This window comes from Kutzneria sp. CA-103260 (genome assembly GCF_018263855.1).
In the GTDB taxonomy this organism is placed as follows: domain Bacteria; phylum Actinomycetota; class Actinomycetes; order Mycobacteriales; family Pseudonocardiaceae; genus Kutzneria.
In genome coordinates this window covers 7,882,290-7,903,000 of the sequence record NZ_CP073318.1, presented here as the reverse complement: position 1 = coordinate 7,903,000, position 20,711 = coordinate 7,882,290, and the positions used below count along the sequence as shown (strand labels likewise).

The 20,711-nt window shown below is 70.6% G+C and carries 20 protein-coding genes; 11 read left to right on the top strand and 9 right to left on the bottom strand.

Annotation, left to right across the window (positions count from 1 at the left end; translation table 11 throughout):
* Positions 1 to 55 precede the first annotated feature (55 nt).
* From JJ691_RS34675 to JJ691_RS34665, 3 genes are read right to left on the bottom strand one after another with little or no spacing between them, the layout of a single operon-like run.
* The gene (locus tag JJ691_RS34675; RefSeq protein ID WP_211763779.1) at positions 56 to 1,237 is read right to left on the bottom strand and encodes a polysaccharide deacetylase; all 1,182 of its coding nucleotides are present in this window, start codon (positions 1,235 to 1,237) and stop codon (positions 56 to 58) included.
* 37 nt (positions 1,238 to 1,274) lie between these two features.
* On the bottom strand, positions 1,275 to 2,036 hold the full coding sequence (locus JJ691_RS34670; RefSeq protein WP_211763778.1) for a class F sortase: 762 nt from the start codon (positions 2,034 to 2,036) through the stop codon (positions 1,275 to 1,277).
* Positions 2,029 to 3,456 (bottom strand): MSCRAMM family protein, encoded by a 1,428-nt coding sequence (locus JJ691_RS34665; RefSeq protein WP_249227201.1) that lies wholly within the window; start codon positions 3,454 to 3,456, stop codon positions 2,029 to 2,031. Before JJ691_RS34665 ends, JJ691_RS34670 begins: the two co-directional genes overlap by 8 nt.
* Before the next feature lie 357 nt (positions 3,457 to 3,813).
* Between JJ691_RS34665 and JJ691_RS34660 the strand changes: the two genes are divergently transcribed.
* Positions 3,814 to 4,602 (top strand): Bax inhibitor-1/YccA family protein, encoded by a 789-nt coding sequence (locus JJ691_RS34660; protein WP_211763777.1) that lies wholly within the window; start codon positions 3,814 to 3,816, stop codon positions 4,600 to 4,602.
* Between the two features lie 295 nt (positions 4,603 to 4,897).
* On the top strand, positions 4,898 to 6,223 hold the full coding sequence (locus tag JJ691_RS34655; protein WP_211763776.1) for a hypothetical protein: 1,326 nt from the start codon (positions 4,898 to 4,900) through the stop codon (positions 6,221 to 6,223).
* A gap of 17 nt (positions 6,224 to 6,240) precedes the next feature.
* Here the strand turns inward: JJ691_RS34655 and JJ691_RS34650 are convergent, their stop codons facing one another.
* Positions 6,241 to 7,461 carry an acetyl-CoA C-acetyltransferase gene (locus tag JJ691_RS34650; RefSeq protein WP_211763775.1) on the bottom strand — a complete coding sequence of 407 codons (1,221 nt, stop codon included), beginning with the start codon at positions 7,459 to 7,461 and terminating at the stop codon, positions 6,241 to 6,243.
* Between the two features lie 93 nt (positions 7,462 to 7,554).
* Entirely contained in the window at positions 7,555 to 8,481 is a 927-nt protein-coding gene (locus tag JJ691_RS34645; protein WP_211763774.1) for an SGNH/GDSL hydrolase family protein, read from the bottom strand.
* Between the two features lie 132 nt (positions 8,482 to 8,613).
* On the opposite strand from JJ691_RS34645, the gene JJ691_RS34640 reads away from it, so the two are divergent.
* The 3 genes from JJ691_RS34640 (at position 8,614) to JJ691_RS34630 (ending at position 12,595) form a co-directional block, all read left to right on the top strand.
* Positions 8,614 to 9,984: a cystathionine beta-synthase gene (locus JJ691_RS34640; protein WP_211763773.1), complete on the top strand. Its 1,371-nt coding sequence runs from the start codon at positions 8,614 to 8,616 to the stop codon at positions 9,982 to 9,984.
* An 88-nt stretch (positions 9,985 to 10,072) separates the two neighbouring features.
* Positions 10,073 to 11,320 (top strand): hypothetical protein, encoded by a 1,248-nt coding sequence (locus tag JJ691_RS34635; RefSeq protein ID WP_211763772.1) that lies wholly within the window; start codon positions 10,073 to 10,075, stop codon positions 11,318 to 11,320.
* Positions 11,321 to 11,437: 117 nt separating this feature from the next.
* Positions 11,438 to 12,595, top strand: a complete 1,158-nt coding sequence (locus tag JJ691_RS34630; RefSeq protein WP_211763771.1) for a cystathionine gamma-synthase — start codon at positions 11,438 to 11,440, stop codon at positions 12,593 to 12,595.
* A 67-nt stretch (positions 12,596 to 12,662) separates the two neighbouring features.
* Here the strand turns inward: JJ691_RS34630 and JJ691_RS34625 are convergent, their stop codons facing one another.
* The gene (locus tag JJ691_RS34625) at positions 12,663 to 12,884 is read right to left on the bottom strand and encodes a hypothetical protein (protein ID WP_211763770.1); all 222 of its coding nucleotides are present in this window, start codon (positions 12,882 to 12,884) and stop codon (positions 12,663 to 12,665) included.
* A 161-nt stretch (positions 12,885 to 13,045) separates the two neighbouring features.
* Here JJ691_RS34625 and ilvA point away from each other — a divergent pair, with 161 nt between their 5' ends.
* Together ilvA and JJ691_RS34615 are read left to right on the top strand one after the other, a co-directional pair.
* Complete coding sequence (ilvA, locus tag JJ691_RS34620; protein ID WP_211763769.1) at positions 13,046 to 14,251, top strand: threonine ammonia-lyase; 1,206 nt, start codon at positions 13,046 to 13,048, stop codon at positions 14,249 to 14,251.
* A gap of 245 nt (positions 14,252 to 14,496) precedes the next feature.
* Entirely contained in the window at positions 14,497 to 15,720 is a 1,224-nt protein-coding gene (locus JJ691_RS34615) for a hypothetical protein (RefSeq protein ID WP_211763768.1), read from the top strand.
* 90 nt (positions 15,721 to 15,810) lie between these two features.
* On the opposite strand, the gene hppD is transcribed toward JJ691_RS34615, so the two are convergent.
* The gene (gene hppD, locus JJ691_RS34610; protein ID WP_211763767.1) at positions 15,811 to 16,992 is read right to left on the bottom strand and encodes a 4-hydroxyphenylpyruvate dioxygenase; all 1,182 of its coding nucleotides are present in this window, start codon (positions 16,990 to 16,992) and stop codon (positions 15,811 to 15,813) included.
* A gap of 137 nt (positions 16,993 to 17,129) precedes the next feature.
* Here hppD and JJ691_RS34605 point away from each other — a divergent pair, with 137 nt between their 5' ends.
* On the top strand, positions 17,130 to 17,630 hold the full coding sequence (locus tag JJ691_RS34605; protein WP_211763766.1) for an Lrp/AsnC family transcriptional regulator: 501 nt from the start codon (positions 17,130 to 17,132) through the stop codon (positions 17,628 to 17,630).
* Between the two features lie 22 nt (positions 17,631 to 17,652).
* Here JJ691_RS34605 and greA read toward each other — a convergent pair whose 3' ends face one another.
* A complete protein-coding gene (gene greA / locus JJ691_RS34600) occupies positions 17,653 to 18,150 on the bottom strand; it encodes a transcription elongation factor GreA (RefSeq protein ID WP_211771884.1) in 498 nt (165 codons plus the stop codon).
* A 214-nt stretch (positions 18,151 to 18,364) separates the two neighbouring features.
* Complete coding sequence (locus tag JJ691_RS34595; protein WP_211763765.1) at positions 18,365 to 18,790, bottom strand: DUF4307 domain-containing protein; 426 nt, start codon at positions 18,788 to 18,790, stop codon at positions 18,365 to 18,367.
* Positions 18,791 to 18,912: 122 nt separating this feature from the next.
* Here JJ691_RS34595 and mca point away from each other — a divergent pair, with 122 nt between their 5' ends.
* From mca to JJ691_RS34580, 3 genes are read left to right on the top strand one after another with little or no spacing between them, the layout of a single operon-like run.
* On the top strand, positions 18,913 to 19,794 hold the full coding sequence (mca, locus tag JJ691_RS34590) for a mycothiol conjugate amidase Mca (protein WP_211763764.1): 882 nt from the start codon (positions 18,913 to 18,915) through the stop codon (positions 19,792 to 19,794).
* Positions 19,795 to 19,811: 17 nt separating this feature from the next.
* A complete protein-coding gene (locus JJ691_RS34585; RefSeq protein ID WP_249228314.1) occupies positions 19,812 to 20,054 on the top strand; it encodes a hypothetical protein in 243 nt (80 codons plus the stop codon).
* Entirely contained in the window at positions 20,055 to 20,663 is a 609-nt protein-coding gene (locus JJ691_RS34580) for a nucleotidyltransferase domain-containing protein (RefSeq protein ID WP_211763763.1), read from the top strand. It begins immediately after the preceding gene.
* Positions 20,664 to 20,711: the final 48 nt, after the last annotated feature.

Below are 20,711 nucleotides of genomic sequence, written 5' to 3'. Positions count from 1 at the left end.
CACCTTCCGATCCGTCCCGGCACTTCTTTCGACGGATTGACCGCGGATTGACCGCCTAGTTGTGGGCCGCCGGCAGCGAGCGCAGCGCGTCCAGGGTGGCCGGGTCCTGCAGCTGCATCCACTGGATCACCTGGCTGTAGGAGGCGCACACCGTCTCCGGCTTGCCGCAGGTCTCGCTCATGAACTGCTCCACCGCGCCGGAGAACGCGCCGCCGGCCCAGTCGTTGAAGTGGTTGGCGATCACCAGCGGAGCCCGGTTGCCGTTGAACACGGTCTGGTACACCGACCGGTAGGTGTCCAGCACGATCGGCGTGAACTCGGGCCCGCGCGCGTCGTCGCCCTCCTTGGCCCCGTCCAACAGGTACCAGAAGTTGAAGTCCATCATCACCACGTTCTTGTCCAGCGCCGGCACCCGCACCTCCGGCAGCGGGAACTCCCACAGCCCGCGGTCCACCGTCGGCCAGGTCACGCCGAACGAGACATGGCTGGTGTCATAGACGAAACCGTGCGACTTCATCGACGGGAACAGTTGGTCCCAGTTGCCCTCCAGGCACGGCGTGCGGCCGCCCTTGATCATGTCGGGCGTGATCCGCAGGCCCTTGCCGTCGATCTCCTTGAGGTACGAGAAGAACTGGTCCAGCTCGGAGTTCCAGCCGGCCGTCGACCAGAAGCCGACGCTGGGCTCCGCGCCCTGGCAGAAGTGCCCGTTGTAGTGCGTGCCGAACTCCATGCCGTCGTCCAGCGCCCGGTTCAGGTAGTCCACACGCAGCTTGATGTCCGCGTCCGAGCCACCGAAGCCGATCTCGCTGGCCCCGTTCGGGTGCCCCGGGCCGGTGTAGGAGTTCTTCTCGCTGTCCGGGATCAGGTACAGCCCGGACAGCATCGCCGTCACCTTGGCCCCGGTCCGCTCGGCGATCGGCAGCACCCGTGACCAGTGGTCCTTGGACGCGCCGCCGTCGAAGGAGAACAGGATGAACTGCGGCGGCTTCTCGCCGGGCTTGAGCTTGTGCATCCACGCCGGCTGGGCCCCGGTGGGCGCGGGCAGCGTCGGGGTCGGGCCGGCGGCCGGGGTGGCCTGGCCGGCCGGCGTGATCGGCCCGGGATTGGTGGTTGTGGTGGCTCCGGCCGGTGTTGTTCCGCCCGATCCCGTTCCCTGCCCCATCACGATCACGACCACCACGGCCAGCGCCAACGCCACCGCGGTCGTCAGCCAACCCCACCTCTGCCTGAGCCCCATGCCGGTTGAGACGACGCAGGCCCCGATCGGGTTGTCGTCAGGACACGGGGTGGGCGATCACCACGCGGTTCTGGTCGTAGCCCAGCGCCCCGCCGACCCACTTGCCACCGCAGGTGACCAGCACCAACCGGTGCGCGCCGGTCTGGCCGAACAGTTCGTCGGCGTGCTGGGGCAGATTGTCCTTGTCCACGGTCAGAACCTGGTCGACGACGAACTTCAGCTGCTTGCCGTCGCCGTCGACGACGGTCACGTCCTGCCCGGCCTGCGCGCCCCAGAGCTCGGCGAACGGCCCGGCGACGCCGTCCCAGTTGATGTGCCCGGCGATCAGCGTCGCCCCGGCTGGCCCGTCCAGGGCCGCACCCCACAGCGCGGCCTTGGTCACGCCGTTGGGGATCTGCAGCGTGCCGTCGCCGGCGACACCGCTGCGCACCAGCGACGACCGGCCGCCCTTGGGCAGCAGGATGGTGTTCGGGGCCGGCGGCTGGGGAGTCTGCTGGGTCGCCGCCGGTGGCGGGGCCGCGGCCGACGACGTGGTGGTCGCCGGCGCGGCGACCGGGGCCGGGCCGGCCTGCGGGTCGACCGTCTGGCTGTGGCCGACCGGCAGCGGCGAGCCCGGCACCGACTGGGGCTGGCCCAACAGGGTCGCCCCGGCCGCCATCACGATCATGGTCAGTCCGACCGCGCCGCTGACGGCCGTGCCGGCGGCGGCGGTCGGATTCCGGTACCTGGACCGGCCGGCAACCGGAAACCCGCCGGCCGAAACCGGCCAGCGGGTCTTCGGAGCCCGGTGCTTAGCCACGCGAGGCGTGCCGCCGCCGGCGCAGCAGCAGGCCGACACCGCCGAGGCCGATCACCGCCAGGCCACCGACCGCGGCCAGCGCGGCCGGGTCGAGCGTGGTGACGGTGGCCGCGTCGGCGACCATCGGCGAGCCACCGGCCGGGATCTTGACCGGCACGGTCGGCGTGTTGGGCGTGTTGGCCACCTTGAGCGCCAGCGTCTGGCCGGCCTGGATGGAGCCGCAGGCGTTCGGCGGCGACGAGGCGTCGAAATTCTGGTCGTAGCCGGCCGGGGCCGCGACCTCGATGATGCAGATGTCCTGCGGCGTCTTCAGACCGTCCACAGTGGCCGTTCCGTCGGCGCCGGTGGTGACCACCAGCGGCTTGCCGTCGGTGCCGTTGAGCGGGCTGCCGTCCTGCTTCACCGCGGCCGCCGTCTTGTCCGCGGCGGTGACCCGCAGCTGCACGTTCGCGATGCCGGCCCCGGTCTTGCTGTCCACCTTGGTCACCTTGACCGAACCCGGCGCGGTGGTGGCGGTCGTCTTGCCGGTGCTGGTGATCGCGCCCTGGCCGCCGGTGAAGACCGTCCACTGGAAGTTGGCCGGCTGGTTCTCCGGCTTCTGCACCGTCGGCTTGGCCAGCGGCGCGTCGAGGTCGATCTTCACTGTCGGGTTGGGACCGGTCGGCGTGACGTTGACCACCAGCGGACTGCCGTCGGCCGGCGTGGTCACGGTGTCGGAGTCGACCTTGCCGTCGGTGACGGTCAGCTTCACCGGCACGCCCTTGATCGCCGCGCCGTCGCCGCCGTCCCGCACGACGTTGATCGTCCACTTGTCGGCGGTGCCGATGACCTGGGCCGCGGTCGGCGGGGTCACGGTCGCCTTCCACGGGCCGTAGTTGGCCGCCGCGTCCGTCTGGATCTTGGCCACGTCGTCCTGGGCGGCCTGCGGCAGTTCCTTCAGGTGCAGGGCCGTGTCATAGGCGACCTCGTTCGGGCCGTCGTTCGGGTTGGCCGGCCGGCCGCCGGAGGTGATGCTGTGCAGGATGTGCGCCACCGCCGCGGCCTGAGCGTCGCCCACATCCTTGGCCAGGCCGGTGGTGTCGCCGTAGCGCAGCAGGATGTAGGAGACCTCGGCGAGCTTCGTGGGGTCGATCGCGCCGCCCCACTTGTCGGTCAGGTCGCCGTCCGGGTCGTACTTCGCGCCGGAGTCGGGCGCGGCTAGGGCGAACCGCACGCAGTAGGCCGCCTTGCCGCCCACGATGTACTGGCCGAGCCAGTCGTTCGGGTCGTTGGCCGGCGAGCCCTTGTACGGCTGCTTCGGCACGTTGAGGCCGGAGCCCGTCTGCACGGCGGCGCTCGCGGTCGGCGCGGCCAACACGCCGAGGCCGGCCACCAGCATCGTGATCCCGGTCACCCCAGCGACCAGTTTGCTCAGTCCCATAACGGTCCTGCGCTCCCTCATGGGCGCCGTGCCGCTTCCCCGCGGCGCGGTGCCCTTCGTGTTAGGTCGGACGTCTTCGTGGCGGCGGTCCGGGGCTCGTTCCCCCGACGGAACGAGAAGGCCGTGGTAGGCCGCCCTGCGAGCCTGGCGGGCGCGCGGACGGCGGGCAAGCCGCCAGCGGGAGGATGTCCGAGGACACTCTGCGTGTCAATACAGTGTGAAGTAGTTGATCGCTACGCCGAACGGATCAGTGCCCGTTCGTCCACGTTGGTAAAATGACCTTTGCCCCACGGGGAACCGATCGATCACGGTTACCGTTGTACGGGCTGTAGGCGCCACACGTTCCAGGAGGACCAGGTGCGCACATCGAGCAACCCGGCGTTCCGCGCGCTGTCCGGCAAGGGTCAGGGCCAGGGCGGCTACGCGAACTTCGGGTACCAGGGGCAGCAACCGACCGGGTACGGCTACCCGGCCGCGCCGCCCACCGCCGCCGACCGGCCGATGACGATCGACGACGTGGTCACCAAGACCGCGACCGCGCTGGGCACGACCATCGTGGTGGGCGGGGTGACCGCCTACCTCGGGCTGCACCCGCTCTTCGCGCTCGCCGCCGGCCTCGTCGGCATGGTGCTGGCGTTCGTCATCACCTTCCGGCAATCCACCAACCCCGCGCTGGTCCTGACCTACGCGGCCGTCGAGGGTGTGTTCCTCGGCACGATCACCAAGGTCATCGACTACCTGGTGCCGGGCGTGGCCGTGCAGGCCATCGTCGGCACCCTGGTGGTGTTCGCCACCATGCTGGTGCTCTACCGGACCGGCGCGGTCAAGGTCACGCCGCGGCTGACCAAGTGGATCATCGGCGCGACCATGGGCGCGTTCGCGCTGGTCGTGTTCAACCTGCTGCTGTCGCTGTTCCACGTCGATCTGGGCGTGCGCGGCAACGGCCCGCTGGCGATCATCGTCAGCCTGCTGTTCATCGGCATCGCCGCGTTCAACCTGCTGCTGGACTTCGACCAGGCCGACCGGGCCATCCGCGCCGGCGCCCCGGCCAGGTTCGCCTGGTACATCGCCTTCGGCCTGATGGTCACGCTGGTCTGGCTGTACGTGGAGATCCTGAACCTGCTGGCCCAGTTGCAACGCAATTAGTCAACACAGCTTGCCAGGAGCGCCGGCATCCGTGAGGATGTCGGCGCTCTTTCATGCCGCGCGTTCCGCGCGGGGCGAGGCCGCTCGTGACCGGTGCCTTCCCTGGCCGGATTTCACCCGCCGCATCGGCTGGGTGGGTGGTTGCGTTGGGTGGCGGCGGGTGAAATCCGGCTGCGGTCCAGGCACCGGCGCGGCCTCGCGCTGTTAACGGGTCGATTTCTCCTTCTGCTGAACCCCAACCGGACCGGGTGCGTAGTGCGGACCGGTGGAGTGGGCTCTCGATGAGGAGTTACCCGTGACAGGAAGACCGATGCGCTGGAAGACGATCCGGCCGACGTTCGTGCTGCCCCAGCTCAAGAAGCTCTCCGTGCGCAGCCGCGTCGCGCTGGGTGCGCCGGCGCTGGCGGTGCTCGCCGCGGCCGTCGCCGTGGTGGCCTCCGTTGCCGTGCAAGGGGATCCGCAGCTGGCCGCGAACCAGGCCGACATCGCCAACCCGGACTGTGTGCTGCAGGTGCCGGCCAACCCGTTGTCCGCGAAGGGCTTGGCCACGCCGTACCTGATCAGCGCGGCCAAGGGCCACTGCACCGAGACCAATGCCGACCAGTCGGCGTTCGTGCAGGCGACGATCCTGGACCCGGCCACCGGCAAGCTGTCGGTGTACGACCCGCTGGTGATCGACAAGGGCAGCCGGCCGGAGATCGCGCCGACCCCGCCGCCGCTGCCGAGCGGCGCCGTCGTCGGCATCTGGTTCGGCTTCAACGGCACCAACCTCACGCTGCGCGGCGACACCGGCACCTGCGTGAACGGCGACAACAACTCCGTGTTCGGGCAGTACGCCTACTGCAACGCCCAGCCGTTCTTCGCCGCGGCAGACAAGGCCATCGCCGGCAAGAAGCTGGCCATCCCGGCGCTGGGCGCCGGCAAGGACGGCAAGCCCTGCATGACCACCCGGGACTTCGGGCTGGTCGACCAGGACCAGAGCGACAACGTGACCACGACCTACCTCCAGGCCAAGGACGGCCGCATCGCGCAGGACACCCCGGCCAACGAGACGAAGCTGGGCAAGGCCAAGGTGCACCCGAAGACCAAGGCCAAGGTCGTCGCCAAGCTGAACAACGGCAGCGACAACGTGCTGCTGGACGCGTTCGTCGACCCGGCCCTGGGCTGCACGCCCTTCACCGCGCCGGATCTGGCCAGCGGCAAGCAGGTCACCTCGCTGGCCCTGGACGAGTTGCAGGCCGCCGCCCGGCAGCAGGCCCCGATCGCGCTGGTGCCGACCAACGACCCGATGGTGCTGGACGGCACGAAGACCAGTGTGACCAAGACGAATCTGTACCGGGTCGGCGTGGACATGCCGGCGATCAATCCGAGAACCGAGACGCCGCAGGCCTACTGCCGCTCCCTGGTGACCACCGGCCTGCAGCGCACCAAGCTGGACGAGCGCTTCACCAAGACCGGCCCGTCGCCGGATCCGGGCGCGGCCAGCAACCTGTTCACGTTCCTGGCCCAGCGGTTGCAGGGCTCGTTCGACAACCTCGGCTGCGGAAACCTGTTGCACACGGCCAATCCCGTGCACCTGACGACGAACAAGGCCGGCGTCGTGGTCGACGCCGGCCTGTGATCGTCACCGCTGGGGGTTCAGCTCAGGCGCTCCAGGACCATCGCCATGCCCTGGCCGCCGCCGACGCACATCGTCTCCAGGCCGAACTGCTTGTCGTGGAACTGCAAGGAGTTCATCAGCGTGGTGGCGATGCGGGCGCCGGTCATGCCGAACGGGTGGCCGACGGCGATCGCGCCGCCGTTGACGTTCAGCTTGTCCAGCGGGATGCCCAAATCCTGGTAGGACGGGATTACCTGGGCGGCGAAGGCCTCGTTGATCTCGACCAGGTCGATGTCCGAGATGGACATGCCCGCCTTGGCCAGCGCCCGCTTGGACGCCTCGACCGGGCCCAGGCCCATGATCTCCGGCGACAGGCCGGAGACGCCGGTGGACACGATCCGGGCCAGCGGGGTGAGGCCGAGCTCCTTGGCCTTGGTGTCACTCATGATCACCAGTGCCGCCGCGCCGTCGTTGAGCGGGCAGCAGTTGCCGGCGGTGACCCGGCCGTCCGGGCGGAACACCGGCTTGAGAGTGGCGGTCTTCTCCAGCGTGATGCCCGGCCGCGGGCCGTCGTCGGCCGAGACCACGGTGCCGTCGGGCAGGGTCACCGGGGTGATCTCACGCTGCCAGAAGCCGTCCGCGATGGCCTTCTCGGCCAGGTTCTGGGAGCGGACGCCGAACTCGTCCATCTCCTCGCGGGAGACGTCCTTGGCCAGCGCCAGGTTCTCCGCGGTCTGGCCCATCGCGATGTAGACGTCCGGCACGAGCTCGTCGCCACGCGGGTCGTGCCATTCGCCGCCGCTGTGCTCCGCCGTCGCGACGGTCCGCGCCTCGGCGTCGGCGAACAGCGGGTTCTTGGTGTCCGGCAGGCCGTCCGAGCTGCCCTTGGCGAACCGGGAGACCGTTTCCACACCGGCCGAGATGAACACGTCACCCTCGCCGGCCTTGATCGCGTGGAAGGCCATCCGGGTGGACTGCAGGCTGGAGGCGCAGTAGCGGGTCACCGTGCAGCCGGGCAGGTGGTCGAAGCCCAGCAGCACCGACACCACCCGGCCGATGTTGTACCCCTGCTCGCCGCCGGGCAGGCCACACCCCATGATCAGGTCGTCGATCTGGGTCGGGTCCAGGGCCGGCACCTTGTCCAGCGCGGCCCGCACCATCTGCGCGGCCAGGTCGTCCGGCCGAATGGACACCAGCGATCCCTTGCCGGCCCGGCCGATCGGCGAGCGGGCTGCGGAGACGATCACGGCCTCGGGCATCGCGAAACTCCTTCGGTTCGCTACTCATTGGTAACCAGCGGAGTCTAGCGACCGGACCCACCCCGTGCCTGTGGCCAAGCTCTCCTCGGGCGACTACGGGGCCAGTTCGCGTGCGGGGCGGCCGAGGCGGAAGTTGACGCGGGCGATGAACCTCGCGGTGGGGCGGCGGGACTCGGCCAGCACCGAGCGGTGCGGGAGCTTGGGCAGGGGCCCGCCGGTCCACACGCCGGCCACGGTGCACAGGGCCGGCAGCAGCACCGAGCAGGCGGCGTCGTAGCCGACGGCGCTGGGGTGGAACTGGTCGGAGCTGAAGAACTCCCGGGGACGGGCCAGGAACTCGGGCGCGAGCAGGTCGGCCAGGGCGACGGGGATGGCCCCGATGCGGGCGACGGCCTTGCGCTGGGCCTGGGCCAACAAGAGGCTCCAGGCCCGGGCGATGGACTTGAGGGGCTGCGCGATGGGGCGGATCACGCCCAGATCGGGGCAGGTGCCGACGACCACGCCACAGCCGGCGTCCTGCAGCGCGCGGATCACCCGTTCGAGGCCGGCGACGGCGTCGGGCACGGTGGTCAGGGTGGTGACGTCGTTGGAGCCGATGATGATCACGGCGACGTGCGGGGGAGCCAGCAGGGCCTGCTCGACCTGGGCCGGCAGGTCCTTGGTGGCGGCGCCCACCACGGCGTAGGTGTCCAGGCGAACCGGGCGGCCGGCCTCCTCGGCCAGGCCCCGGGCCAGCACGACGGCGGGCAGCTGGTCGGGACCGTCCACGCCGAGGCCAGCGGCCATGGAGTCGCCGAACATCGCGAACCGCAGGGCGCTGTCCTCCTCGGCCGGCGGCACGGGGCCGGAGCCGTCGGGGAGGTACACGCCGTCGGCCAGGAACGGCGGGGCGACTGGGGGACCGATGATTCGCTCCGCGCGCCGCGCCTGGTTGGTGAGCAGCCCGTACGCCGCGCCGTAGAGACCGCCGAGCGTGCCGGCGGCGATCGCCGCGAACCGAAGTCCACGCATCACACCCATGTCCGACCTCACCCCATCCATTCTCCCACCGGTTCGATGGTCGATGGTCCATTGGGATCAACGCCACGCAACACCGATGATTCCCCGCAACGCGTTAGGCTGCGGCCAGTTCACAAGACGAAAGGGCCTCCGGTGGAGTACGTCGATCACGTAGTCGACCTTGTCGGCAACACCCCGCTGGTGCGGTTGAACGCACTTGTCGACGGTCTGGCGCCGCTGGTGCTGGCCAAGGTGGAGTACTTCAACCCCGGCGGCAGCGTGAAGGACCGCATCGCGCTGCGCATGGTGGAGGCGGCCGAGAAGTCGGGCGAGCTCAAGCCGGGCGGCACGATCGTGGAGCCCACCTCGGGCAACACGGGCGTCGGCTTGGCCCTGGTCGCCCAGCGCAAGGGCTACAAGTGCGTCTTCGTCTGCCCGGACAAGGTCAGCGAGGACAAGCGAAACGTGCTCAAGGCCTACGGCGCCGAGGTCGTGGTGTGCCCGACCGCGGTGGCCCCGGAGCACCCGGAGTCCTACTACAACGTCTCCGACCGCCTGGTCCGCGAGATCCCGGGCGCCTGGAAGCCCAACCAGTACGCCAACGTGAACAACCCGGAGAGCCACTACCACTCCACCGGCCCGGAGCTGTGGACGCAGACCGAGGGCAAGATCACGCACTTCGTGGCCGGCGTGGGCACCGGCGGCACGATCTCGGGCACCGGCAAGTACCTCAAGGAGATCTCCGGCGGTCGGGTCAAGATCGTCGGCGCGGACCCGGAGGGCTCGGTCTACTCCGGCGGCACCGGCCGCCCCTACCTGGTCGAGGGTGTCGGCGAGGACTTCTGGCCGACCACCTACGACCGCGACATCTGCGACGAGATCATCCCGATCTCCGACGCCGACTCGTTCGACGTGACCCGGCGGCTGGCCCGCGAGGAGGGCCTGCTGGTCGGCGGCTCCTGCGGCATGGCGGCCGCGGCCGCGATCGAGCTGGCCCGCCGCTGCGGCCCGGACGACGTGATCGTGGTGCTGCTGCCCGACGGCGGCCGCGGCTACCTGTCCAAGGTCTTCAACGACACCTGGATGGCCTCCTACGGCTTCCTGTCCCCGGACCACGCCGGCGCGACCGTCGGCAACGTGCTGCGCCGCAAGGACGGCACCATGCCGGAGCTGGTGCACGTGCACCCGAACGAGACGGTGGCCGAGGCGATCGCCATCCTGCGCGAGTTCGAGGTGTCCCAGATGCCGGTGGTCAACGCCGAGCCGCCGGTGATGGCGGCCGAGGTGGCCGGCGCGGTCAACGAGCGGGACCTGCTGGACGCGCTGTTCACCGGCAAGGCGCAGCTGGCCGACCGGGTCGAGCAGCACATGTCGCCGCCGCTGCCGACCATCGGCGCTGGTGAGCCGGTCGGCGCGGCGATGACGGCGCTGTCGGCCGCGGACGGCGCGATGGTGCTGGTCGACGGCAAGCCGGCGGGCGTGGTCACCCGGCACGACATCCTGGGATTCCTCGCCGGTCGATGAGTCCCGCCAGGTGTGCGGCGGGGCTGCGGCGTATGGGCTAGCGTTACCCGCGACGTGACGTCAAGGGCCCAAGGGGGTTGGAAACCCGATGAGTGCTCCACAGCCGCCGGAGACCGGTGACTCCGCGGTGAACCCGGAGGCCACACAGGTGGTCGGGGCGGGATCCCAGCCGCCGGCCGCCGCGAGTCCCGCGGACGCCAACGCCACCCAGGTGGTGCGGCCGGGCGACGTGTCGTCACCGGCTGTGACGCCTCCGCCGCCACCGGCCGACTCCACCCAGGTGGTGCCGCCCGGCCAGCAGCCGCCGGCCGGGCCGACCTACAGCCCGCCCGGCTACGCCAGCCCGGCCAGCGGCCCGATGCCGGTGCAGCCGGCGGCTCCGGCCGCGCCGGCGACGCCGTCGTTCGGGCAGCAGCCGCAGCCGTCCCCGTTCGGCCAGCAGCCGCAGCCGTTCGGCGCGCCGGCCAGCGGCGGCTTCCCGCAGCAGCCTGCGCCGGGCATGCCCGGCCAGCCGGGCCAGTTCGGCCAGGCCCCGTTCGGCGCGCCGCAGCAGCCGGCGTGGGCGACCCAGCAGTCTCCGGGCGGCTACGGCGCCGCGCCGATGGGCGGCTCGGCCGGCGGCGGCGCGAACACGCTGCCGGTCGCGATGTGGGTGACGATCGGCCTGATGGGCCTCGGGCTGATCTTCAGCGTGATCACCCTGATCGGCGTGCTGGGGCTCATCTCCTACGCGCCCGTCTGGGCCGTCATCGCCGCGGTGGTCGAGGTGGTCGTGGTGCTCGGCGCGGGAGCCAGTGCCTGGTTCGCCGGCCAGGGCCAGAACTGGGGCCGGATCGTGATCACCGTGCTCCTTGGGCTGGGCATCGTCATCCAGCTGCTCTCGATCGGCCGTAGTCCGGCGGGCGCGCTGATCCCGATTGTGGTGTTCATCGGCCTGCTGGTGCTGTGGTGGCTGCCGTCGACCACGGCCGGCATGGCGGCCAAGCTCGGCGCGGTCCCGCAGGCCGCCGGCGGCTACGGCCAGTTCGGCCAGCAGCCCTTCGGCCAGCCCCAGTACGGGCAGCAGCCGCAGTACGGCCAGCAGCAGTTCGGCCAGCCGCAGCCGCCGCAGTTCGGCCAGCAGCCCCAGTTCGGCCAGCCCCAGCCGGGCCAGCCCCAGCCAGGTCAGCCGCAGCCGGGTCAGCCGCCGTTCGGCCAGCCCCAGCAGCCGCCGGCCGGCGGTTTCGGCCAGCCGGGTCAGCAGCCGCCGTTCGGCCAGCCCTCGCCCTACGGCCAGCCGCCGCAGCAGCCGGGCTTCGGGCAGCAGCAGCCGCCGCAGGGCCCGTACGGCTCCTGATTCATCGCCACAGCGTCGACCGCCGCCGGGAGGTTTTCCTCCCGGCGGCGGTTGTGTCAGGTGCGCCGGTGGTAGTGGCCAGCAGTCTTTTGGCGGAGCGCATCGTAGGCTCTGTGCATGACGGACAGCACCGCCCGACACGGTTTCGAGACCAGGGCGATCCACGCCGGGCAGGAGCCTGACCCGCACACCGGCTCGGTCATCGTGCCCATCTACCAGACCTCGACGTTCGCCCAGGACGGCGTCGGCGGCCTGCGGGCCGGCGGCTACGAGTACTCGCGCACCGCCAACCCGACGCGCAGCGCGCTGGAGGAGTGCCTGGCCTCGCTGGAGGGCGGCCGGCACGCGCTGGCCTTCGCCTCCGGCATGGCCGCCTCGGACATCACGCTGCGCACGCTGGTCCGGCCGGGCGACCACGTGATCATCCCGGACGACGCCTACGGCGGCACCTTCCGCTTGGTGGACAAGGTGCTCAGCCAGTGGGGCGTCGAGCACACCCCGGTCCATCTGTCCGATGTGGACGCCGTGCGGGCCGCGGTCCGCCCGCAGACCAAGGCGATCTGGGTGGAGACGCCGACCAACCCGCTGCTGGGCATCGCCGACATCGCGGCCCTGGCCGGCATCGCGCACGACGCCGAGGCGCGGCTGGTGGTGGACAACACGTTCGCCACCCCGTACCTGCAGTCGCCGCTGGGCCTGGGCGCCGACGTCGTGCTGCACTCCACCACCAAGTACCTGGGCGGTCACTCCGATGTGGTCGGCGGCGCGCTGATCACCTCCGACGACGAGCTGCACGAGAAGTTCGCCTTCCTGCGCAACGCCGCCGGCTCGGTGCCCGGCCCGTTCGACTCGTGGCTGACCCTGCGCGGCCTGAAGACGCTGGCGGTGCGCATGGACCGGCACAGCGACAACGCCGAGCGGGTGGTGGAGGCGCTGGTCAGTCACCCAAAGGTGACTCGCGTTTACTATCCGGGCCTGGTCGAGCACGGCGGCCACGAGGTGGCGGCCAAGCAGATGCGCCGGTTCGGCGGCATGGTCTCGTTCACCGTCGCCGGCGGCGAGCAGGCCGCCCTGGACGTGTGCGCGCGGACCAAGCTGTTCACGCTGGCCGAGTCGCTGGGCGGCATCGAGTCGCTGATCGAGCACCCGGGCAAGATGACCCACGCCAGCACCGCGGGCTCGGCCCTGCAGGTGCCGGACGACCTGGTGCGCCTGTCAGTCGGCATCGAGTCGGCCGACGACCTGGTCGAGGACCTGCTGGTCGCCCTGGCCTGAACGCGAGGAAGGGGGCTTTCCCTGCGTTCGACGCAGGGAAAGCCCCCTTCCTCGCACTAACCAGCGATCAGGGCTGGACGCCGGACGCCTGGTGCTGGGCGTTCGGGAAGTCCTGCTTGTCGACGCAGCTGCCGACCAGTTCCACCACGTTGCCGGTGACCACGTAGTGACCGGCGTCGGCGCAGCCGGCCTGCGAGACGGTGAACACGGCCGCCCCGGCCAGTGCCGCGGCGCAGGCGACCGCCCCGATCAGCGGCAGCACCCCGGCGATGCGGGCCACGCGTGCCATGCCACCTCCACGATTGTCCATTCCCCGGCGTGCTTGTCTTCTACGTTCCGACGACCGCGCGTGGTTCAGCGGTCATCGCCGCCGGGGCGAGAATGCGCCCAGCCTACCCGTAACGGCCCGGCGGTGTGTCGACTGACAGGATCCTGGCAGGATCAGGCGCCATGGAGCTGGTCACCGTCGAGCGGGTGCGCGCGGCGCAGAAGGTGCTGTCGACCGTCGTGCGGCAGACGCCGATGGAGCACTCGCGGGTGCTGGGGGACTGGCACGGCGGCGAAGTGTTCCTCAAGTGCGAGAACCTCCAGCGGACTGGATCGTTCAAGATCCGGGGCGCCTACGTGCGGATGCACGGCCTCGACGGGGAGGAGCGCTCGCGGGGCGTGGTCGCGGCCAGCGCCGGCAACCACGCCCAGGGTGTCGCCCTCGGGGCCAGCCTGCTCGGCATTCCGGCCACGGTGTTCATGCCCCGCCGGGCCCCGCTGCCCAAGCTCGACGCCACCCGCGGCTACGGCGCGGACGTCAAGCTCACCGGCGAGTCGTTCGACGAGACGCTGGCCGCCTCCATCGTGTTCGCGCAGCGCACCGGCGCGGTGTTCATCCACCCCTTCGACCATCCGGACGTGATCGCCGGCCAGGGCACGATCGGCCTGGAGATCCTGGACCAGGTGCCCAACGTTGGCACGGTCCTGCTGGCCGCCGGCGGCGGCGGGCTGGTCGGCGGCGTGGCCGCGGCGATCAAGGGCACGCGCCCCGACGTCAAGGTGGTGGCGGTGCAGGCCGAGGCCGCCGCCGCGCTGCCGGTCTCGCTGGGCACCGGCTCGCCGGTGAAGCTGCCGGGCGTGCGCACGATGGCCGACGGTATCGCGGTGGCCAAGCCGGGCGCGCTGACCTTCCGGCACGTCCGGGATCTCGTCGACGACGTCGTGACCGTCACCGAGGACTCGATCGCCCGCGCGGTGCTGGTGTGCATGGAACGGGCCAAGCAGGTCGTCGAGCCGGCCGGCGCGGCCGCGGTCGCCGCACTCATCCAGCACCCCGGCCGGTTCGCCGGCCCGGTGGTCGCCGTGCTGTCCGGCGGCAACGTGGATCCGTTGCTGCTCATGCAGATCATGCGCCACGGCATGACCGCGGCCGGCCGCTACATGACGCTGCGGCTGCGCATCGACGACAAGCCCGGCAGTCTGGCCGGCCTGCTGTCCATGATCGGCGACCTCGGCGCGAACGTGCTGGACATCGAGCACACCCGCATCTCCGAGACGCTGCGCATCGGCGAGGCCGAGGTGTCGCTCAACCTGGAGACCCGCGGCATCGAGCACTGCGCCGAACTCGTCGCCGCCCTGCGCGGAGCCGGATTCACCGTGTTGCGCTGATTTCCCGTTCTGCTTGACAGTTGGATGGCCCTTCGTATCATGGTTGCGGGGAGGGAAACCGAGGGTTTTCGGGCGCGTGATCGCGCCTTTCGCGTCCAGGCACTTCGTGTGATTTACGGCCTCTGAGCTGGGGATTTGTCCGGCTCGCGGGTCGAAGGCCCGTCGCGTTCGACTTATTTCGCGCGTCGGGTTGAATTGTCGCGCCCATTTTCCGGTGAGTTGTTTGCAGGGGGAGTGGAACGTTCATGGCCGAACGCAATTCGTGGGCCGTTTCCGGGCCGGCGACCGGACTGATCACCACCGAGGACGCCCGGCTCGCGGTGACCGCGCTGATGCAGGCCGGCGTCACCCCGGTCGCCGGGGCCGACGGCATCCGGGCCGGTGTCGGCGATCCGGGGCGGGTGGCCGCCGCGACCCCGTCGCCGAACACGACCGTGACGGTGCAGCCGTTCCAGATGTTCAGCTCGCCGCGGGCCGGCGGGCACGGCAGCTACGTGCAGACCCTCGACGGCGTGAAGGTCATCGACATCCTCGGCGCGCACCCGGCCAGCACCAGCGTCGCCCGGGACGACCTGATCGTGGCCGTGCAGACCGACACCTTCTACGGCGATCCCGCGAACTCCTTCGTGGTCAAGCAGTTGGTCGGCGGCGTGGACCCGGTGCCGGCCGGCGCGGTCAAGCTCGCCAGCGTGCACATCGCGGCCAACGCCCAGACGGTCAACCCGGAGAACATCACCGACCTCCGCCCGCCCAACGTCGTCGGACTCGGCGGCGTGGTGCCGGTCCGCGACGCCACCCAGCGCGCCGCGCTGTCGGCGTACCGGGGCCTGACGGCCTACCGCGGCGACCGGAACTGGTTGGAGGTCAACGACGGCGCCGCCTGGCGGGTGCCGAGCGTGCCGGTCTGCACGGCGCTGACCGACATCACCAACCCGTACCAGGGACAGCTGGTCGCCAGCCTCACCGACGGGCTGCTCTACACCTACACCGGCACCGCCTGGGTCGGCGCGGTGGCCACCGGCGCCACGCCGCACGAGGCCCGCTACGAGCTGCGCGCCGGCCAGACCCAGACCTACCCGCAGGGCGTCGACACCAGGGTCGTCTTCCCGACCGTCGTGTACAGCACGCCGGACGTCACGACGACGGACAACGCCGTGTTCACCCTCAACCGCGGCGGACTGTGGAGCATCACGCTGAGCCTGCGGCTGAGCCCGGGCGGCGGCGCCAACTCGTACGAGGCCTACCTCGCGATCACCGACGGCGGCGACAACATCACCAAGCGGTACGCCCACCAGAACGGTTTCTTCGGCCCGGCGACCCCGCCCACCATGAGCACGTCGACCCAGGTGCGGCTGCCGGCCGGCGCGACGATCAGCGGCTCCGCGTTCACCCAGGCGCCGACGACCCGCACCACGGACAGCAGCTTCGGCGGTCCGAACCACATCACGTTCACCTGGCTGCGCCCCTGACGCACTCCTGCGCCGCACCGGAGAACCGTTGCGGCGCAGGAGTTCCAAGAAATCGGAGGTTGCCTCGGCAGTGTCGATGGCGCCTCGGCGTCACAGATTGCCTCGGCGCTCCTGCTCGCGCTCGATCGCCTCGAACAGGGCCTTGAAGTTGCCCTTGCCGAAGCCCAGCGAGCCGTGCCGCTCGATCAGCTCGTAGAACACGGTCGGCCGGTCGCCGATGGGCGCGGTGAAGATCTGCAGCAGGTAGCCGTCCTCGTCCCGGTCGACCAGGATGCCGTGCTGCTTGAGCACCTCGATGGGCAGCCGCACCTGGCCGATGCGGGCCCGCAGCTCCGGGTCGTCGTAGTAGGAGTCCGGGGTGTCCAGGAACTCGACGCCGGCCGCCCGCATCGCGGTGATGGTGGCCACGATGTCGTTGGTGGCCAGGGCGATGTGCTGGCAGCCGGGGCCGCCGTAGAACTCCAGGTACTCGTCGATCTGCGACTTGCGCTTGGCCACGGCCGGCTCGTTGAGCGGGAACTTGACCCGGTGGTTGCCGTTGGACACCACCTTGCTCATCAGCGCCGAGTAGTCGGTGGCGATGTCGTCGCCGACGAACTCGGCCATGTTCACGAAGCCCATGACCCGGTTGTAGAACTCGACCCAGTAGTCCATGCGCCCGAGCTCGACGTTGCCGACGCAGTGGTCGACGGCCTGGAACAGCCGCTTCGGCGCGCCCTCGGGCCGCGTCACGGTGCTCGACCTGGCGACGTAGCCGGGCAGGTACGGGCCGTTGTAGCGGGAGCGGTCGATCAGCGTGTGCCTGGTCTCGCCGTAGGCGGCGATGGCGGCCCGGCGCACGGTGCCGTGCTCGTCGGACACGTCGTGCGGCTCCTCCAGCACGGTCGCGCCCTGGGCCCGGGCGTGCCGCACGCACTGGTCGACGTCGCCGACCTCCAGGGCCAGGTCGACCACGCCGTCGCCGTGCTTGCGGTGGTGGTCGAGCAGCGGGCTGTCCGGCGACACCCCGCCGTTGATCACGAAGCGGGCCGAGCCGGACTTGAGCACGAACGACTTGTGGTCGCGGTTGCCGGTCTCCGGGCCGGAGTAGGCGACCAGCTGCATGCCGAAGGCCACCTGGTAGAACCACGCCGTCTGGGTGGCGTTGCCGGCCACGAACACCACGGCGTCCATCGCCCGCACCGGGAACGGGTCCTTCGACACGTCGTAGTCGACCAGCCCGACCAGCTGCTTGAGCGACTCGAAGCTGACGTCGTCCAACATCTCCGTCATGGCGACCCTCCCTTTGTGCAATCCGACGGCACAACCATCGGCGACGTCGTCATCGTGCGCAACACTCAGGGATTTCACTGGACACATTGTTCGGCGACACCTGGTTTTGGGCGGCAGAACTGGGCAGACTGACCAGGGTGGACCGGGAATCGCTGGACGCGCTGGACGCGCGGCTGTTGCTGCTGCTCACCGACGAGCCGCGGCTGGGGGTGTTGGAATGCTCACGCCGGCTGGGCGTGGCCCGCGGCACCGTGCAGGCGCGGCTGGACCGGCTCAGTGAACGGGGCGTGCTGCGGGGCTTCCCGCCGGCGGTGGACCTGGCCGCGATGGGCTACGGGCTGACCGCGTTCGCGGTGCTGGAGATCGCCCAGGGCCGGCGCTCCGAGGTGGCGGCGCAGCTGGAGGCCATCGACGAGGTGTGCGAGGTGCATGCCACCACCGGCCAGGGCGACCTGCACGTGCGCATGGTGGCCCGCTCCAACGACGACCTGCAGCGGGTCGTGGACGAGGTGGTGGCGGTGCCGGGTGTGCAGCGGACGTCGACCGCGATCGCGCTGTCGACGCCCATCGAGCCGCGGGTGCGGCCCCTGCTGCACCGCATCGCCAACGAGCAAAAGCCCTGGTCACCGGCGCGGTGACCAGGGCGACACGGCGTGAGGCTCAGCCGTTGTAGGGCACCGCCTTGACCAGCGTGACCTTCATGGTCTTGCCGTTGGGCAGCTCGTACTCGCGGGTCTCGCCCTCCTTGGCGCCCAGCAGCGCCCGGCCGAGCGGGGACGCCGGCGAGAACACCTCCAGCGGACCCTCCGCACCCTCCTCGCGGGTGGCCAGCAGGAACTGCTCGGTGTCCGAGTCGCCCTCGTAACGGACGGTGAGCACCTTGCCGGGCTCGGCGGTGCCGTCGTTCTTGGGCGCCTCGCCGACCTTGGCCGCCCGCAGCAGCTCCTGGAGCTGGCGGATCCGGCCCTCCTGCTTGCCCTGCTCCTCGCGGGCGGCGTGGTACCCGCCGTTCTCCCTGAGGTCGCCTTCCTCGCGCCGGGCGTTGATCTCGGCGGCAATGACCGGGCGGTTCGCGATCAGCTCGTCAAGCTCGTGCTTGAGCCGGTCGTAGGATTCCTGGGTCAGCCAGGTCACCTGGGTCTCGCTCACGGTCACCAACTCCTCGTCGTACTCCGGGCCCGCGCTCCTAACACGCGGGCGCCGGCATGCCAATGGCATGCCGGGAACTTCCGAGCCGTGAGGCCCGGAACGGAAAAACACGGCCCGTGGAAAGGGGCCGTGCTGTCGAGCGATTCTAGCACGGCCGGAGAGGTGGGCGGCGGAATTTTCGCAGGTCCACGACCGCTTGGCGGCCGGTTCACCCGCTTGGCGGCTAGCTACTCCTCAGGTAAGCGGGCACCTGGTACGAGCAGCCGTACACCTCCACGCTGACCGCTTGTTTCGAGGTGTGCACCACCGTGTCGACCGTTCGTTGGTCGCCGCCGGCCGGCACGTAGACCTCCCGCACACCGGCCTCGTCGCCGTCGGAGGACTTGGTCCGCACGATGCAGTCGGCGTCCTTGCCCGGGTCGTCCCGGGTGACCGTGAAGCTGAACTCCACCGTCTTGTCGTCGACGATCTTGTAGCGGGCCGGCTCGGTGGTGATGGGGCCGTCGCCGAGGTTGACATAGGCCACGTAGGCCACCACCAGGCCGGCCACCACGAAAGCGGCCAGTAACGCCCAGTAGACCCAGCGTGGTCCGCGGCGCTTCTCCCGCGAGCCGTAGCGGCCGACCGGAAGTTCACGTTGGGTGACCATGCCGCCTCCTCACTCCGGGACTGTCGGACCCCTTTGGAACAATGGCCCGCGACGCCTGCGTTGAGTATCCCTGGGCCCCCGGTGGAGACGGCGGGCAGGGTGGATACGACGATGAGGGGACCATGGCCGAGAAGCTGCGCCTGATGGCAGTGCACGCACACCCCGACGACGAGTCCAGCAAGGGCGCGGCCACAATGGCGCGCTACGTCGCCGAAGGCCACGACGTGATGGTCGTGACCTGCACCGGGGGTGAGCGGGGCAGCATTTTGAACCCCGCCATGGACCGGCCGGACGTGCTGGAGAACATGAGCGCCATCCGGCGCGAGGAGATGGCCAACGCGGCCAAGATCCTGGGCATCCAGCACCGCTGGCTGGGCTATGTCGACTCCGGGCTGCCCGAGGGCGACCCCAGGCCGCCGCTGCCCGAGGGCTGCTTCGCCCTGGTGCCGCTGGCCGAGTCGAGCGAGGCGCTGGTCCGGGTGATCCGCGAGTTCCGGCCGCACGTGATCATCACGTACGACGAGAACGGCGGCTACCCGCACCCCGACCACATCCGCACCCACGAGGTGTCGATGGCCGCCTTCGACGCCGCCGCCGACCCCGACCAGTTCCCGGACGCCGGCGCGCCCTGGCAGACCCTCAAGCTGTACTACTCGCACGGCTTCCTCAAGGCCAAGATGCTGGCCTACCACGAGGGGCTGCTGGCCCGGGGCATCGAGTCGCCGTACCAGGAGTGGCTGGACAACTGGGACCCGAACCGCCGCGACAACATGGAGCGGGTCACCACCCGGGTGCCCTGCGCCGACTACTTCGAGCAGGGGCTCGAGGCGCTGCGGGCGCACGCCACCCAGATCGATCCCACCTCGCGGTGGTTCGCCGTACCCTTGGAGATGCAGCGCGAGGTGTGGCCGACCGAGGAGTACGAGCTCGTCCGGTCGCTGGTGGACACCACGCTGCCCGAGGACGACCTGTTCGCCGGAGTTCGAGAGAAGGTGCACGTGTGACCGGTCTTCCGGTCCCGGTGGCGCTGAGCCAGACGACCACCGCCACCACCACGCCGGCCAACACCGACCAGGGCGGTCAGGGGGAGGACTTCGGCAAGTCCACGCCCGTCGGTTTTGTCCTGCTGATCCTGTTCTTCGTCGCGGTCGCGTTCCTGATCCGGTCGATGACCAAGCACCTGAAGAAGGTGCCGGCCAGCTTCGACCCGCCGGACACAGAGTCTTCCGAGGCCGGAGCCGGGTCGACGAAGACCGGGGACTAGGTGGACCACGAGGAAGCCGTCCGGTGGTACGGCCCGTGGGCCATGGTCAAGCCGGACGACGCCGCCGCGCTGTGCGCCGGGCTCGACGTGCCGTGGTGGGTCAACGGCGGCTGGGCCATCGAGGCCTACGCCGCCGTACGCCGCGAACACGGTGACGTCGACCTCGGCGTCTTCCGCCGGGACGCGGCCGCCGTGGTCGAGCACTTCTCCGCCCGGTTCCACGTGTGGGCCGTCGGCGACGGCGCGATGCAGCCCGTCGCCTGGCCGGCCGAGGTGCCGTCGTGGGCGTCCGGGCTGTGGATCCGGGAGCACGCCACCGCGCCGTGGCTGCTCGACCTCCAGCTCACCGACGACCGGGACGGCGAGTGGGTCTGCATGCGCGATTCGTCCGTGGTGCTGCCCCTGTCCGAGGCCACCTGGGAGGGACGCGGGATCCGCTACCTGCGGCCCGAGCTGGTGCTGTTGTTCAAGGCCAAGCACAACGCCGCCAAGGACGAGGCCGACCTGATCGCCACCATGCCCTGGCTGGACGCCGCCGGCCGGCACCGCCTGGCCGACCTGATCAAGGGCGTGCACCCCGACCACCCCTGGCTCAAGCTGCTCGCCTAGTACGCGTTTCTCCGTACGCTCGATTGCCGCCTCCCGACGGACGCCGCC